The organism is Orenia metallireducens (assembly GCF_001693735.1).
Taxonomy (GTDB): Bacteria; Bacillota; Halanaerobiia; order Halobacteroidales; family Halobacteroidaceae; genus Orenia; species Orenia metallireducens.
In genome coordinates this window covers 789594-806058 of the sequence record NZ_LWDV01000010.1, presented here as the reverse complement: position 1 = coordinate 806058, position 16465 = coordinate 789594, and the positions used below count along the sequence as shown (strand labels likewise).

Genomic DNA, 16465 nt, shown 5'->3' with positions numbered 1-16465 from the left:
TTTAACTGTACACTGTACATTGTAAACTGTAAATTATATATAGGAAAGGTGGTTGGATATGCAAGTAGTAGGTTTGACTACTCAACAGGAGGTTTATGTAGCCTCTAAAGAGAGAAAATTTAGAATCAATGAGATGCTAAAGATAGTAGATGAAAGTTTAGGTACACCTTTAGGTGAAGTTGTAGAGACACAGGCTTATAATAGATATATACCATTATCGATAGATAAGGGATTTGTAGATAAAGGTGTTATTGCTTCTTTGCAGAGTATAGGCTATAACATCTCTGAAGATGAGATCAATATTGCTAAAGTGAGATTACTTGAAGAAGCACCTTATCCAATTAAAACTGGCTCTAATGTAGTAACTCCTGAATTTAGTGAGGTAAAGAATCTATTGGTTAAAGAAAAGCCAGAAGAAGGATTGGTTCTTGGTGTAATCAAAGGAACAGAAGAGATGAGCCAAGAGATGGATGAAGATTTAAAGGATATTGCCCCTTTATTTGAAAATGGAAAGGTAGTTTCTCAGGAGGGGGTTCCCTTTAACTTTAAGGTTAAGGCTATGCACCAATATCCCCATATTGGAATTATAGGTGGTTCTGGTTCAGGTAAGTCCTTTGGAATGAGGGTTATCTTAGAAGAACTAATGAAGTTGAGAGTGCCAACGGTTGTCTTTGATCCCCATTTTGAGATGGATTTTAGTACAAATTTCAAGGGGCTAGATCAAAAGTATACTAAAGACTTTAGTAATGCTTTTGAAGCTTATCAAATTGGACAGACTGTAGGGGTAAATTTTACTGATTTAAGTACCAAAGACCTATCTGATCTATTAGCAGCAGCTAGTAGTTTAAGTGATTCTATGATCAATGCTGTTCAAAGCTTACATCATAAGAGGGATAGTCTATTGAGTTTTAAGGGAAGATTGGAAGATCTCCAAAAAGCCCAAGAGTTGGGCAGAAAACGCTTAGAACGAGATGTGAAGAGCGGGGCAGTAGAGGGTGACTTAAAGGAAGAATATCAGATGTATTTAGAGCTACTAGATGCATATGGTAATTTGCCTCCAAGTTCAGTTAGTGGCTTAATCTGGAGATTAAATCGTTTAGAGAGGGAAGGGCTATTTAGCCATAGTATTGACCAAATTGAAGTAGGAATTAAAGAGCGTAAGCTGGTAGTTATCCAAGGTCCAATCTGGTTACTACAGGTGTTTGCTACCTATGTATTAGGCACATTATATCGTAAGAGAAGAGATTATAAAGATGCTCAATATCGTCAGCAGGAGGTAGAATATTTTCCGCCTTTTGTAATTGCAACTGATGAAGCTCATAACTTTGCCCCAAAAGGATATGATGCTCCAGCAAATAAGGTAATTAAAGAGATAGCTCAAGAAGGAAGAAAGTATGGAACTTTCTTGATCTTAGCTACCCAAAGACCAACCCTATTAGATGAGACAGTAACGGCACAATTGAATACTAAATTTGTCTTTAGAACTGTTAGAGCTAGTGATATTGAGACGATTAAGCAGGAGACAGATTTGACAGCAGAAGAAGCTAAACGACTACCTTACTTGCGTTCTGGAGATACCTTTGTTTCTTCAGCTATCTTTGGAAGGACTTTAGCAGTTAGGATTAGAGCTTCTAAGACTGAAAGTCCTCATACTGAAAATCCTTTTGAGGAATTAAAGCACCATAGTGAAGCAGAGGATGAAAAGTTATATCAAGCCATTGTAGATAGTTTACCCATAGACGGGAATGATATGGTATCAAAATTAGAGGAGATTAATAATAAATTAGATATAATCTTAGATAGAAATGCTTTAGAAGATAAATTAAATCAGCTAGCAGAGAAGGGTAAAGTTACTGCTAGAAAATCGATTTTTGGTAAAATTTATGAAGGAATAGAATAATATGAAAATTACTAATCTTATTTAAATTAAAGGTAATTTGATAATATTGTAGAATAAATAATGTAGTGATATTGGAGTCATAAGAATATAAGGGGGAGGAATTAGCTTGAAGAAGCGGGGAAAGAAGTTAAAGATAAGTTTAAAGATTAAATTTATTCTTGCAGTAATTGTATCTTTGTTTATAGGTTCATTTATTGCTGATAAATTAAATCTACTCATTTCAAGTAATATCTATCAGGGAGAGTTTTTGATTTATGTTACAACAGTTATTCAAGGGATTATTATAACTAGTATGATTTTATTGTTGACCAATCGTTTAATTATAAAACCAATTACTGAGATGACTAAGTTAACTTGTCAAGTATCTAAGGGAAATTTCGATATTGGTATGAATAAAGTAAAACGTAATGATGAGATAGGCTCTTTACAAAGAGAGTTAAATAAGATGATAATAAGTATGACTAAGATGTTAGAGAAGATTAATAATACTACTGAGCATGTAGGAGATATAAGTAATAATTTGGCTAGAGCTTCTGAGGAATCAGGTATGATGAGTCAACAAGCAGCTCATTCTATACAGGATATAGCCTTTAAGTCACAACAGCAGGTTAATCTGGTGCAGGGATTAAAGATGAGTATTAAAGAGATAATCGGTATTGCTGGTAGTACTAATTACTCTATTCAAGCTGTATCCAATGTTGCTAATACCGGTACGGAAGTTATTGGTGATGCTGTTAATATGATTACAGAACTTGCTCAAAGAATCAATAGATCTACAGTTATAGTAGAAGAGATGAATGAATTTACTCAAAATATTAGTCGTTTTGTAGATGCTATCACAGGGATAGCAGAACAGACAAACTTATTAGCGTTAAATGCATCTATTGAAGCAGCTAGAGCTGGTGAAGCTGGTCAAGGTTTCTCAGTGGTAGCTGAAGAAATCAGAGAGTTGGCAGTAGAGTCTAATACTGCTGCTGAGGATATAGTTGCTTTACTTAAAGATATGACTAAAAAATCTAAGGCTACTGTTGAAGAGATGAGAGTAGGTAGAGAAAAAGCCAACTCAGGACTTCAAGTTATTAATCAGGCTGATCAATCCTTTGCTGATATAAAAAATAGAGTAGATAACCTCCATAATACTTTAGATAGTGTAATGGAGATTATGGAGGGGGTTGCTACATTTACAGAAGATATTTCTGGTGCAGCTCAAGAGGTAGCTGCTATTAGTCAAGAGCAGTCTGCAGATGCTCAAGAGACATCAGCTTTAGCAAATGAGCTAGATATATTAGTAACCGATTTACAACAGCTAGTTGAAGATTTACAGCTATATCGAGATTAGGTTATTGAGATAAAGGAATTTCTGAGAATATTCTTAGAAATTCCTTTATTTTTTACTAAAGATTGATTTTAATATACAGTCTATTAAATAATTTGTTTTCAGAACTGGTCTATAAAGAAGGAATTAGTATTATTTTGTAGAATTCAATATATAGTTAGAATGTATAAATGGGGGGGTTGTGAAAAAGTGAAGTTAAAATTCAAGAAACCTTCTAATATAGGATTGAGTTTGAGGTATAGGTTTGCTTTAGTATTATTACTCTCTTTATTGGCAGGGCCTACTTTTGCTGAGGTTGCAAAAGGATATATTATGGAGCACTCTATGGGGCTAAATCCAGTTATCATTTCGGCTATTACCAATATTATTATAAGTATGATAGTGATACAAGCTTTAACAGAGTTTATGATTATCAGACCTATTAAAGAGATGATTAAGTTAGTAAAGAATATAGGAAAAGATGAGCTAAAAGAAGAAGATTTAAAATTTCATCGTTCTGGTGAAATAGGTTATTTGCAGCGAGAGTTGGGTAATATGATAATAGATATGAATAAGATGTTAAAAGAGATTAATTATACTACTACTGAGGTAAGTCAAGTAAGTAAAGAATTATCTCTATCTACTAGACAAGCAGATGAGATGGCAATTAGGTCTGCTGAAGCTATTGGAGAGGTAGCAAGTAGTGCTGAGCAGAATGTTAATTTAATTCAAGGGCTATCAGATAATATCCAAAGAATAAATGGGAATATTACTGATAATAATCAGATATCTATTAGAGATATCTCCAATGCTGCTAATGAAGGAAATGCGATTATCAGCCGTGCTGTAGAGATAATGGAAGAGATTGACTTAAGTATCAATCATTCTGCAACAACAGTGGACAAGTTAAATAGCTTTACTCAAGAGATTAGTAATTTTGTTGGAGCTATTACTAATATAGCTGAACAGACAAATCTATTAGCATTAAATGCTAGTATTGAGGCTGCAAGAGCTGGAGAGCATGGTAAAGGGTTTGCAGTAGTAGCTGAAGAGATTAGACAGTTGGCAGAAGAATCGAATAAGTCTGCTGAAGATATAGTAGAGTTAATTAAACAGATGAAAAGACAATCTGAAGATACTGTAAAAGAAATGCAAGTTGGTCGTGAAAAGGCTGATACTGGTTTAGATATCATTAATCAAGCTAATAAAGAGTTTATTACTATTAAAGATAAAGTAAATCAATTAGATGTGGCTTTAGATAAGGCTGTATCTTCTAGTGAGGATATAGCAAGTTTTGTAGAAGAGATATCTGCTTCTGCAGAAGAAGTAGCTGCTATTAGTCAAGAACAGTCCGTTGAAGCACAAAAATCTTCAGAAACTGTTAGTAAATTGGAGGCGGTTGTAGCCGATTTAGAGAAATTGGTTGAAGAGATAAACTTATCTAACTAATAATTCTAATGTCCTTGACAAAGCTACTTATATTTTGGTATATTTTAAGTTAAGTTGGAGATAATAAATTAGAGATTGGTTTTTATTATATATGGGATAAAGGCAGAGTAGAGTCAATAAGTGCTTAGTAGTTTTTTTTAGGCACTTATTGTTTACGAAGGGTTCAAAGAACCCGTAGGGGATTTATAGATATTGAAGAGAATCAGTTTATTGTTGTATATATAGGTAAAAGCAGAGAAAGGAAGAGTAAGTATTTAAACTATTTACAGAGAGCTGGGCGGAGGTTGAGAACCAGTAATAGTAAGAATACTGAAGATGGTCCTGGAGCTATATGGTTGAAATCTAGTAGGTCATATCGGGTTGCTACCGTTATCAGCTTAAGAGTGGCTATATAATCAGGTTTATAGCAATTAGGGTGGTACCGCGACGAAATTTAAACTCTCGTCCCTAAATTTAGGGATGAGGGTTTTTTATATTTAACTAAAAAATAGGAGGAATAAAGATGAGTGATAAGAATTTTTACGTAACTACACCGATTTATTATCCAAATGATAAGCTACATATTGGTCATACTTATACGACAACAGCAGCAGATACGATTACTAAATTTAAGAAGCTACAGGGGTATGAGTGTGAACTGATTACTGGTTCTGATGAACATGGTCAGAAGATCCAAAAGACTGCTGCTAAACATGATATGTCTCCTAAGGAGTATGTTGATGGGGTAGTGGCAACTTTTAAAGATTTATGGGATAAACTTAAGGTAGATTATACAGAGTTTGTTCGGACTACTAGTGATGAACATAGAAAAGATGTAGAGTATATCTTTAAGAAGGTTTATGATAAAGGTGATATCTATAAGAGTAAGTATGAAGGGTATTATTGTACACCTTGTGAAACCTTCTGGATGGAGAGACAGCTAGATGAGGATGGTAATTGTCCAGATTGTAATCGTTCTGTAGAGTGGACAGAAGAAGAGAGCTATTTCTTTAAAATGTCCAAATATCAAGATAGATTATTAGAGTTCCTAGAGGAGAACCCTGATTTTATTCAGCCTGCTAAAAGACGTAATGAGATGATTAATTTTATCAAAGATGGATTAGAAGATTTGTGTGTCTCTAGAACTACCTTTGATTGGGGAATTCCAGTACCGATTGATGAAGGGCATGTAATTTATGTTTGGTTTGATGCCTTAACGAGTTACTTAACAGGTATTGATTGGAATAGAGATGAAGAAAAGTTCAATAAATTTTGGCCTGCTGATATCCATATTGTAGGTAAGGATATCTTAAGATTCCATACAATTATCTGGCCAACTATCTTAATGGCAGCAGATTTACCTCTGCCTAAGAAGGTATTTGGTCATGGGTTCTTACTAGTTGATGGTGGAAAGATGTCTAAATCTAAAGGAAATGTAATCGATCCAGTTAAGTTAATCGATGACTTTGGGGTAGATGCAGTCCGTTACTACCTATTAAGAGAGATTGCCTTTGGAACTGATGGTTCTTATTCTACAGATAACTTTATTCAGAGAATCAACTCTGACTTAGCCAATGATTTAGGAAACTTATTGAATAGAACAGTAGCAATGGTCGATAAGTACTTTGATGGAGTAGTTCCAGAAGCAAAAGTAGAGACTGAATTTGATGCTGATTTAGCAGAGGTAGCTGCTAGTACCTTTAAATCTTTAGAAGAGAATCTAGAGAGCTTGCAATTTAGTGTTGCTTTAGAAGAGCTATGGAATTTAATTAGAAGAACCAATAAATATATTGACCAGACCACTCCTTGGGTCTTGGCTAAGGATGAGAATAAACATGATGAATTAGGAACAGTATTGTATAACCTTTTAGATACTTTAAGAAGAGTAGCGATTACTTTAGTTGCTTTCTTACCAGAAGCACCAGCTAAGATGTGGAAGCAATTAGGTATTGAAGAGAATTTAACAGAGCAGAGCTGGGAAGATGCTAAAGCTAAAGGTAAGTTAAAAGCTGGTACTAAAGTTAAGAATGGTGATCCAATCTTCCCTAGAATAGATGCTGAAGAATATTATAAGCAATTAGAGGAAGAGAATAAAGCGAAAAGTAAAGATAAGAAAAAGGGTGAAGATAAGATGTCTGAACAAGAATATATAACTTTTGATGAATTTGGCAAATTAGAATTAAGGATAGCTGAGGTGTTAGAAGCAGAACAGATTGAAGGAAGTAATAAATTACTTAAGGTACAGGTTCAATTAGGTGAAGAGAAGCGCCAATTAGTTGCTGGAATTGCTAAGCATTATGAAGCAGAAGATTTGGTAGGTAAGAAGGTAGTTATGGTTGCTAATCTAAAGCCTGCTACTATCTTTGGTGTTAAATCAAATGGTATGATTTTGGCAGCTTCTAATGATGAAGGAGAATTGACTGTAACTACAGTTGATAGAGATATCGATAGTGGGGCAAGAGTGAAGTAAGTTCAGTGATGAGTGACAAGTAACGAATAACCAGTAAGTAATTAAGAACTTGTCACTTGTTACCTGTTACTAGTTACTGATTTAGGGGTGATATTATGTTTATAGATACTCATGCACATTTAGATTTTGATCGATTTGATAAAGATAGGGATGGGGTAATTCAAGCAGCTTATGATGCTGGAGTAAAGAAGATAGTCAATGTTGGTGCTGATATGGAATCTAGTCGTAACTCTGTAAATTTGGCTAAAGAGTATGACTTTATTTATGCTGCTGTAGGTGTTCATCCCCATGATGCAAAAGGTATTAATGAAGATGACTATACTGAATTAAGAGAACTGGCTCAAAATGATAAGGTAGTTGCAATTGGTGAGATTGGATTAGATTATTATTATGATAACTCTCCAAGAAAAGAGCAGCAAGAAGCCTTTAAGAAGCAATTACAATTAGCTAAAGAACTTAATTTACCAGTTGTAATCCATAGTCGTGATGCTAAAGAGGATACCCTTAAGATTTTAGATGAATCAGCTGAAGGTTTACAAGGGATTTTACATTGTTATGCCTATGATTTAGCCACTGCTAAGAGAATTATAGATATGGGTTTTTATCTTGCTTTTGGTGGAGTAATTACTTTCAATAATGCTAAAGATTTAAGAGCAGTTGTCAAAGATATAAGTTTAGAGGATATCTTAATAGAGACTGATGCTCCTTACTTAACTCCTGCCCCACATCGTGGAAAGAGAAATGAATCTAAATTTGTTATAAATGTAGCAGAGAAGATAGCAGAGATTAAAGGTATTAGTCTAGAAGAGGTTGCAAAAGTAACAACAGCAAATGCAAAGAAACTATTGAATTTAAAATAATATTAGTCTAAGTAATGATTTTTCAGTTAAGTATTAGCCTAAGATTAATGATTACACAGCTAACTATTAGAGGGGCTTATGAAGCTATAGTAAATTAAAGAATTTAGAAATTTAATAGATAATGCTAAAGCTACTATGATAAGTCATAGTAGCTTTTTATTTTAAAGATATTTTTAGTTAAATTTTCATAGTTAAAAGAGATTAAGGTGCAGGACTTACTACATTAATAACGAATATATAAATGTAGTAAAAATACAATATAATGTAAAACAAGATGGATTTATCTTAGTAAAATAGATAGTTTCTTCTAAGTAATTTTATAAGTAGATAATAAAGGGGATATTGTAGATGTTTTTAAGGGAAGTAGCTTGATCTTAAGACCAAAATAAAATTAAGAGGAGGAACTAAAGTGAAACAAAGTATAATCATCGTACTAGTATTTTCTTTACTACTAGTAGGGTGTAGTAGTAATCAAGAAGCTGAAAACAAAGTTGCTAGCACTGAGCAAATTCAAAAGTCTAAGCAAGAGGCTACAGGGCTAGACTTAAAAGAGATCAATAAAGAAGTAATTATTAAATTATGGGAAGGGGTTGATCCCAAAGTTGGAAAGACCCTAGACCAACTAATTGATAAATTCCAAAAAAGATATCCTAATATTATAGTTGAAAGAACACATATGGAAACAGAAGAGTTAAGACAGAATACTCAAACAGCATTTATGGGTGGGGGAGGACCGACACTAACTCTTAGTTCTTTTGATCATATTAGACCATTTTCTATAATGGGAATTGCTCAGCCTTTAGAAGATTTAATGAGTAAAGAGATGAAAAGTATGTATATTGAGAATGCATTACCTAGTATGAGTCTTAATGGTCATATTTATGGTGTACCAGATACTATGGGCAATCATTTGACATTACTCTATAACAAGAAATTAGTAGATAAAGCCCCAGAGACTTGGGAGGAGCTAATTTCTATGGCAAAAGGTTTAACCAAAGATATAGATAATGATGGGGAAATAGACCAATATGGCTTAGTATATCATTTAACTGACCCCTCCTGGTGGGTAGCATTCCATGGTGGTTTTGGAGGTTGGGCATTTGATGAAGATAATAATCCAATATTAGATACTCAGGCCACTAAAGATGCTTTACAGTTTGTTCATGATTTGAAATTTGAACATAAGATTGTTCCAGAGCAAGTTGATTCTCATCTAATGGATAGTTTATTTAAAGAAGGAAAAGCTGCATATATTATTGATGGGGACTGGTCTTATAAAAGTTATGATGAAGATAAGGATATTGACTTAGGTATTGCTCCACTTCCTATATTCCAAAAGAGTAGTAAATATGCTCAACCTATGATAAGTGGTAGCGGATATATTATGATATCTGAGTTATCAGAGTCTGAGCAGATTGCTGCTTTAAAATTTATTAAATTTATGACAGGTAAAGAAGCTCAGAAGGTATTAGTTGAGAAGCATAAGTTACTTCCAACAAATAAGTCTATTTATAATCTACCAATCATTAGAGAAGATCAGATTCTGAGTGGTTTAGCTAAACAGTTAAGAAATAGCAAGGCTATGCCTATAATTCCAGAAATGAAGGCAGTCTGGGATGCTATTGCTCCAGTATTAGAAAGTGTTATGGCTGGTGATTTAAATCCTGCCAAAGGAGCTGCTCAGATGCAGGAGATAGTTGAAAAGAAAATTTCAAAGACAAAATAAGATTATATAATCTATGTAACCATCACAGATGCTTCTGTATTAATCATGCTTCTAGTAATGGCTCTATTCTTAATATTTTCTTGCTATTTAGTAGGAGGATTGATCTTAAGTTGAGTAAAGGGTTAGAAGTCATAGGCATTTTGCCTATGATTTTATTGTTTTGACCTCATTTAGTTTATTTTGTAAAATAATCCCAAATAAACTCTATATAACTTTTTCAATGATAATAATTCAATCAGCTTTAGTTAAAATAGAAACTTTGATATAATAATAAAAAGAGGTAAAGAATATATCTTTAGTTTATCAATATTAACAGATGAAATTTTTAAATTAATGAATTTTATTTAATATTTTTAACAGGTAGTCTTGACTCCTAGTGTAGATTTTCTATAAACTTAATAGTATATTGGAAGTATTGTATTAAAGGGTTTTATTGTATGTTCTATAAAATTACTTGAAGTAAGGTTTTGATCAAAGCTTGTATATTCAATTTAAGAGAAGGGTCTTACTTCTAATCATTTAATAATATTATTAGTTCAAGAGAGGAAGGTAGTTATGCCTACTATTAAAGATGTTGCAAAGAGTGCTGGGGTATCTCCTTCTACTGTTTCTAGAGTTATAAATAATCATCCTAGAATTAGTAGTGAGACTAAAAAGCGGGTAGAAAAATCGATGAAGGAGATTGGTTACCATCCTAATATTATTGCACGAAGCTTAGTCAAACAGAAGACGAATACTTTGGGATTGGTCATGCCTTATTCTACTGAAGAAGCCTTTGCTGATCCTTTTTACTCTGAAATATTAAGAGGTATTGGTTCAGTGGCTCAAAACAAAGAGTATAGCTTATTACTTATTACCAGTAATGGCATGAAAGAAGAGTTAGAAGTAACACTTAAAGCTGTAAGAAGTAAGAGGGTTGATGGTCTATTAATCTTAAGGGCTAGAAGTAATGATAAATTGCTTAAAGAATTGAAAAAACTAAAAACTCCTTTTGTTATAGTTGGTCGTCCAGAAGATGAAAAGAATAATTTTTGGGTAAATAATGATAATATTGAATCAACTAAAAAATTAGTAGAGTATTTAATTGGGTTGGGGCATGAGAAGATTGGGGTAATAACTGGAGATAGTAAATATATAGTTTATAAAGATAGATTAGAGGGGTATAAACGTGCCTTAGAAGATAATGGAATAGAGTATAACCCTAATTATATTATCCAGACAACAGGACATCATGGCTTAACCACTAAATATACTAAAGAATTACTTGAGTCTTACCCCAAATTAACTGCTATATTTGCTGTTGATGATTTAATGGCCTATGGAGCTATTTTGGGGATTAAGGAATTGGGTCTAAAGGTTCCTGGTGATGTATCGGTAGTAGGTTTTAATAATAACCCTCTATCACAGTTAATTACCCCTTCTTTAACAACGGTGGATATTAATATCTTCGAATTGGGAAGTACAGCTACTAAAAGCTTAATCAATATAATCAATAAAGAGCCTACAGAATATTATCATGAAATAGTTAAGACCAATATGATTATTAGAGATTCTTGTGGAGGATATAAAGGATAAATTAGGGTTAGCGAAGAATAGAAGAAAGTATAGGGTTGCTATGTTTTATTCATGGCAACCTTTGCACTTTATCAAGAAATAGTTGCAATTTTAGGGTTTAATAAATTTACAATTAATTAGACTAATTAATATAGAGAAAAAATTAAATAAGGGGGATGGGATGATAAAAGAGGTTATAGTAGTAGAAGGTAGAGATGATTTGGATGCAGTTAAGAAGGCGGTAGATGCAGAAGTAATTATCACACAAGGTTTTTCTTTATCTAAGAGTGTCTTAAATAGAATAAGGTTAGCTCAACAGAAGAAAGGAGTCATTATATTTACAGATCCAGATCATGCTGGAGAGCAGATTAGAAGAAGAATAAAGGATGCAGTACCTGGGTGTAAAGATGCATATTTGGTTCAGAACAAAGCTACTAAATCTGGTGATATAGGTATTGAAAATGCCAGTCCTGAAGCTATTAGAGAAGCATTAACTAAGGCTAAGGTTGCTTATCAAAAAGAAGAGAAGAAGTTTATTAAGGATGATTTGGTTGCTCTGGGATTAATAGGGGGCTATGAGTCAAAGGAGTTGAGAGATAAAGTTGGTAATGAGCTAGGGATTGGTTATGCTAATGGTAAGCAGTTCTTAAATAGATTGAATAATTATGGTATAACTAGAGAAGAGTTTATACTGGCATTAGAAAAGGTAACTAGGGGTGTTGAGGATGGAAATTGCTAATCCAAGTAATACAAAAGATATTTTAAGTAAACATAATTTACAATTAAAGAAGAGTCTAGGACAGAACTTCTTAATTGACAATAATATTCTAAATAAGATAGTAGAAACAGCTGAGTTAACAGAAGATGATACAGTAATTGAAATTGGACCTGGGATTGGATCTTTGACTCAGAAGATGGCAGAGACAGGGGCTAAGGTAATTGCTATTGAATTAGACAATCGGTTAATTCCAGTATTAAAAGAATCTTTAAATGTATATAATAATATAGAGATAGTTCATGGTGATGCCTTAGATGTAGATTTTTCTGAATTAGTAGATGGAAGCTTTAAGCTGGTAGCTAACCTACCTTATTATATTACTACTCCTATCATAATGAGATTGCTGGAGGAAGGCTTTGATGTAGAAAAGATAGTAGTAATGATACAAAAAGAGGTAGGAGAGCGAATGGTAGCATCACCAGGGGGTAAAGATTATGGTGTTTTATCTATTGGAGTACAGTATCATAGTAATCCAGAGATTGCCTTTGTAGTGCCTCCCACTGTCTTTATACCACAACCTAAGGTCGAATCGGTTGTGATGGACTTAAAAGTAAAAGAAGAACAAAATCTTGAGGTATTAGATGAAGAATTCTTTTTTAAGGTGGTTAAATCAGCTTTTCATCAAAGAAGGAAGACCATTAGAAATTCTTTAAGTAAGGCACCTTATCTAAATTTAAACCGTGATTTAATCGACCAAGCATTGGAGGAAGTAGGGATTGATCCAAGAAGAAGAGCAGAAAAATTGAGTATTGAAACCTTTGCTCAGTTAAGTAATGCTCTATTTAATTTAACTGGAGGAGAATAAATGTTATTTATCAGCCCTACAGAAGGTAAATTGAATTTTGAACAGACCTACTGTAGTATTATTGGTTTTGTAAAAAGTCTGCCTGAATGTAATTATCAGTTGATAATTGGTAGTGATTCTCAACCAAGTGATAGAATCATACTGGTAACTACTATAATCATCTATCGTGAAGGAAAAGGAGCTAGGTTTTATTACATCAAAGATGAATTAAATCCACAACTAACCTTTCAGCAGAGAATTTATTATGAAACTGGAAGAAGCTTAGAGCTAGCAAGTAAGTTAAAAGATAGGATATTAGAAGAAGACTTTATCTGTGATTTGGATATAGAGGTTCATCTTGATGTAGGGAGAAGAGGAAAGACTAAGCAATTAATTAATGAAGTGGTAGGGATGGTTGTTGGTAGTGGGTATAAGGCAAAGATTAAGCCATTTGCCTATGGAGCATCCAATGTTGCTGATAGATATACTAAGTAATTATTAGTATTTAAGGAAATTAGTTTATTTGACTTATTTCTTTAATTTTGGTATAATTAGTAATAGTAATTCCAGAAGGGTGGGTCAACATGTCAGATAACATTTTAGGTCAAATTAAGAGTGACTTAGACTCCTTTGTTGGAAAAAAGGTGAAATTAAAAGCTAACCAAGGTCGGCGTAAGATTATTGAGAAAGAAGGAATTTTGGAACAAACATATCCAAAGGTATTTGTAGTGAAGGTTGATGAAGATCAAAGCCCTCGACGTATTTCATATAGTTATGCAGATGTGTTAACAGAAACTGTTGAAGTAAAGATTAAAGATAATAATATGAAGATTGGATGTATTAGTGTTTAATCTTTATAAAAGGAACTGTAACCTGTACAGGTTACAGTTCCTTTTTTATTTTTGGATAAATTCTAGATTTATATAATACATTTTTTATCCCCCCTGTATCACAAAAGTAAGGTTAGTGAATATACTGTATTAACTGAAAGGGGGGACATAGAAGAATGAATGAGATTCAGAACATAATAGATAAGTACTTAGAGAATATTCTTTCTTTAGATAATGTAGTTGGAGTAGGTCAAGGATATAAAGAAATTGGAGGTAGAAGGACTAATGAAGAGTGTGTTGTGGTCCTAGTAGAGAGTAAGTTAGATGCCCAAAGTTTAAATGAAGGGCATATTATACCACAGAGTCTAGAGGATAAGAAGACTGATGTTATTGAGGTAGGTAAAGTTGAGTTATTAGCAAACGAGGATAAGATAAGAATAACTAAATTACGACCTGCTCAACCAGGAGTCAGTATTGGTCATTATAAGATTACAGCAGGTACTTTTGGAGCGGTGGTTAAAGACAAAAAGACTGGAAACCCACTTATCTTATCAAACAATCATGTTTTAGCTAATATCACAAATGGTAGTGATGGTAGAGCAAGTAAAGGAGATCCTATCTTGCAACCAGGTAGTTATGATGGTGGTAATGAAGAGGAAGATGTAATAGGTTATTTAGAGCGTTTTGTACCTATTTATAATGATCAGCCACCTGCTTGTCCTTTGATGTCTGGATTTAACCAAGTATTAAAGGGGTTAGGAAGATTAATAGGAGCACCCTATGAGGTTAAAAGGTCATCAATAAATAATAAAGTAGATTGTGCTGTTGCTAAACCCAAAGATGTTGAGTTGATTGATTCAGAGATTTTAGGAATCGGGGAAGTAGCAGGAGTAGCTGAACCAGAATTAAAGATGTTAGTTAGAAAGAGTGGTAGAACAAGTGGACTGACATCAGCTAAGATTAAGGCTGTTAATGCTACTATTAAAGTTCAATTGTCTGCTGAGGAATCTGCTATCTTTACAGACCAAATTATAACAGAGCCTTTTTCTAAACCTGGTGATAGTGGTGCACTAGTTGTAAACAAAGATAATGAGGCTGTAGGTCTACTTTTTGCAGGTTCTGATAAGAGTACAATCTGTAATAAGATAAATAATGTCCTAACTGCCTTAAATGTAACCTTCTAAATTATATAATTTGATTATTTGCAGACTTATGTCTGCTTTTTTATTCTTATTAATAATTTATTTAGTTCTAGACTTGATTTTTAGCTGAATTTGCTACCATAAGTTACATTCTGCTTTTAAATTACTATATGTTATAATAAAATTAAGTATAGAAAGTACAGGGGGGAGTAAATGAGACTAAAGAATATAATAACATGGATACTTATTTGTGCACTAATTATGCCAACAATAGTTTTAGTTAGTACAGGTACTGCTTATGCCTTTGGAGGAGTAGATTTAAATGATAATATTTTCAATGTTTTAAAAGCTCTTTTGGCATTATTCTTTCTAGGAAGGATGGTAGGTGATAAGAATCCTACTTCAGAACCTATAGCTGATCCAATTGATAATTCTGCTATTCAAAATGGTAATGGTGAGCAAAGTGATGATTTGGTATCACAAGAAGAGACCTCACCAGATAATCAGCCCCCTCCAGTAGAGATTGAAGTGGTTACACAAGATGATGGAGTCATTAATCATCAAGAAAATGATGCTTTAGAGATAACTGATAATAAGGATTGGACAGAGATGAAAGTATATTCGTTAAATGCAGATGAAGAGCTTATGCTAGACATGTTAAACAAAGAAAGACTTAAAGAAGGGTTAAATCCTCTTAAAATTGATTTTAAATTGGTTCAAGTAGCTAGAGCGAAGAGTCAAAATATGATTGATCAAGATTATTTTAGCCATTTTTCTCCTAGTTATGGTTCACCTTTTGATATGATGCAAAGATTGAACATTGATTATTACTTAGCTGGTGAAAACATAGCAGGAGCTCCTAATGTAGAATGGGCACATAATGAATTAATGAAGAGTCAAAGCCATAGAGATAATATTCTTCATCCTGATTATACCCATGTGGGAATTGGTATTATTGATGGTGGTCCTTATGGTAAGATGTTTGCTCAAGAATTTGCTGACTTAGGTTATTAATTTTTGATTTTTAATAAAAAGAGTAGGTTGCAATTTTGCAACCTACTCTTTTTATTATTTGTATTAGTCTCTGTGCTAGCTTGATATAATATACCCATTAACAGATAATTTCTATATTAAATTCTATTTTATAATTATATTAGTCTAGTCCTCCATCTATTAGATTTATTTAGCATATGATTTTTATCTTAACATTATTTCAACTTTTTTCATAAAATATAAAAGGAGAGGGTTTTAGAGCTATAACTGGTGGGCAAGTAGTCAGTAGTTTAGTGATTAATATAAGTCATCAATAAATATTAAAGAGGAGGTTATCAGTCAATGGGGGGAGATTATCTTATAATTATAATATTTATTATAATTTTATATTTTTTATGTAAATTATTTTTATATTATTTGATTGGAAATCTGTATAATAGAAGTTACCTAAAAAAAGAAGAGGTTGATGTAGATATAGATGAGATTAAAGATGACTATATTAAATTATTTGATGAAGAATATAGCTCTTAAGTAGTGGCTTTTAACTTAATTAAGTATTAAATGAAAATTATAATTAATATATCTAAAATTACCTTATGGAATAGATATTTACAGTATTTTTTATTAACAGATTGGTTAAAGAGGTCATATTATGTATTGTTAAAAGAAAGAAATTTAATTACCA

General features: G+C 32.9%; 14 protein-coding genes and 1 other annotated feature. All 14 genes read left to right on the top strand.

Going from position 1 to position 16465, the window contains the following annotated elements; translation table 11 throughout:
• Window positions 1-58: 58 nt before the first annotated feature.
• The 14 genes from U472_RS15810 (at window position 59) to U472_RS15745 (ending at window position 16311) form a co-directional block, all read left to right on the top strand.
• Window positions 59-1900 carry an ATP-binding protein gene (locus tag U472_RS15810; protein WP_068719702.1) on the top strand — a complete coding sequence of 614 codons (1842 nt, stop codon included), beginning with the start codon at window positions 59-61 and terminating at the stop codon, window positions 1898-1900.
• 106 nt (window positions 1901-2006) lie between these two features.
• Entirely contained in the window at window positions 2007-3239 is a 1233-nt protein-coding gene (locus U472_RS15805; RefSeq protein WP_068719700.1) for a methyl-accepting chemotaxis protein, read from the top strand.
• Between the two features lie 186 nt (window positions 3240-3425).
• Window positions 3426-4664: a methyl-accepting chemotaxis protein gene (locus U472_RS15800; RefSeq protein WP_068719698.1), complete on the top strand. Its 1239-nt coding sequence runs from the start codon at window positions 3426-3428 to the stop codon at window positions 4662-4664.
• Window positions 4665-4889: 225 nt separating this feature from the next.
• Window positions 4890-5116, top strand: a binding site (T-box leader).
• A gap of 50 nt (window positions 5117-5166) precedes the next feature.
• On the top strand, window positions 5167-7113 hold the full coding sequence (gene metG / locus U472_RS15795; protein ID WP_068719696.1) for a methionine--tRNA ligase: 1947 nt from the start codon (window positions 5167-5169) through the stop codon (window positions 7111-7113).
• Window positions 7114-7208: 95 nt separating this feature from the next.
• Window positions 7209-7973 (top strand): TatD family hydrolase, encoded by a 765-nt coding sequence (locus U472_RS15790; protein WP_068719694.1) that lies wholly within the window; start codon window positions 7209-7211, stop codon window positions 7971-7973.
• Window positions 7974-8382: 409 nt separating this feature from the next.
• On the top strand, window positions 8383-9699 hold the full coding sequence (locus U472_RS15785; protein WP_068719693.1) for an extracellular solute-binding protein: 1317 nt from the start codon (window positions 8383-8385) through the stop codon (window positions 9697-9699).
• A 555-nt stretch (window positions 9700-10254) separates the two neighbouring features.
• Window positions 10255-11274, top strand: coding sequence for a LacI family DNA-binding transcriptional regulator (locus U472_RS15780; protein WP_068719690.1), 1020 nt, complete (start codon window positions 10255-10257; stop codon window positions 11272-11274).
• Window positions 11275-11434: 160 nt separating this feature from the next.
• Entirely contained in the window at window positions 11435-11992 is a 558-nt protein-coding gene (gene rnmV, locus U472_RS15775; RefSeq protein ID WP_068719689.1) for a ribonuclease M5, read from the top strand.
• Window positions 11979-12836, top strand: coding sequence for a 16S rRNA (adenine(1518)-N(6)/adenine(1519)-N(6))-dimethyltransferase RsmA (gene rsmA, locus U472_RS15770; protein ID WP_068719688.1), 858 nt, complete (start codon window positions 11979-11981; stop codon window positions 12834-12836). The genes rnmV and rsmA overlap by 14 nt, the downstream gene beginning before the upstream one ends.
• A complete protein-coding gene (locus tag U472_RS15765; RefSeq protein WP_068719687.1) occupies window positions 12837-13310 on the top strand; it encodes a ribonuclease H-like YkuK family protein in 474 nt (157 codons plus the stop codon). It abuts the gene before it with no gap.
• A gap of 89 nt (window positions 13311-13399) precedes the next feature.
• Window positions 13400-13666 (top strand): Veg family protein, encoded by a 267-nt coding sequence (locus tag U472_RS15760; protein WP_068719686.1) that lies wholly within the window; start codon window positions 13400-13402, stop codon window positions 13664-13666.
• A 155-nt stretch (window positions 13667-13821) separates the two neighbouring features.
• Entirely contained in the window at window positions 13822-14829 is a 1008-nt protein-coding gene (locus U472_RS15755; RefSeq protein ID WP_068719685.1) for a chymotrypsin family serine protease, read from the top strand.
• A gap of 171 nt (window positions 14830-15000) precedes the next feature.
• Entirely contained in the window at window positions 15001-15801 is an 801-nt protein-coding gene (locus U472_RS15750; RefSeq protein ID WP_068719684.1) for a CAP domain-containing protein, read from the top strand.
• 321 nt (window positions 15802-16122) lie between these two features.
• Complete coding sequence (locus U472_RS15745; RefSeq protein WP_068719683.1) at window positions 16123-16311, top strand: hypothetical protein; 189 nt, start codon at window positions 16123-16125, stop codon at window positions 16309-16311.
• Window positions 16312-16465 lie beyond the last annotated feature (154 nt).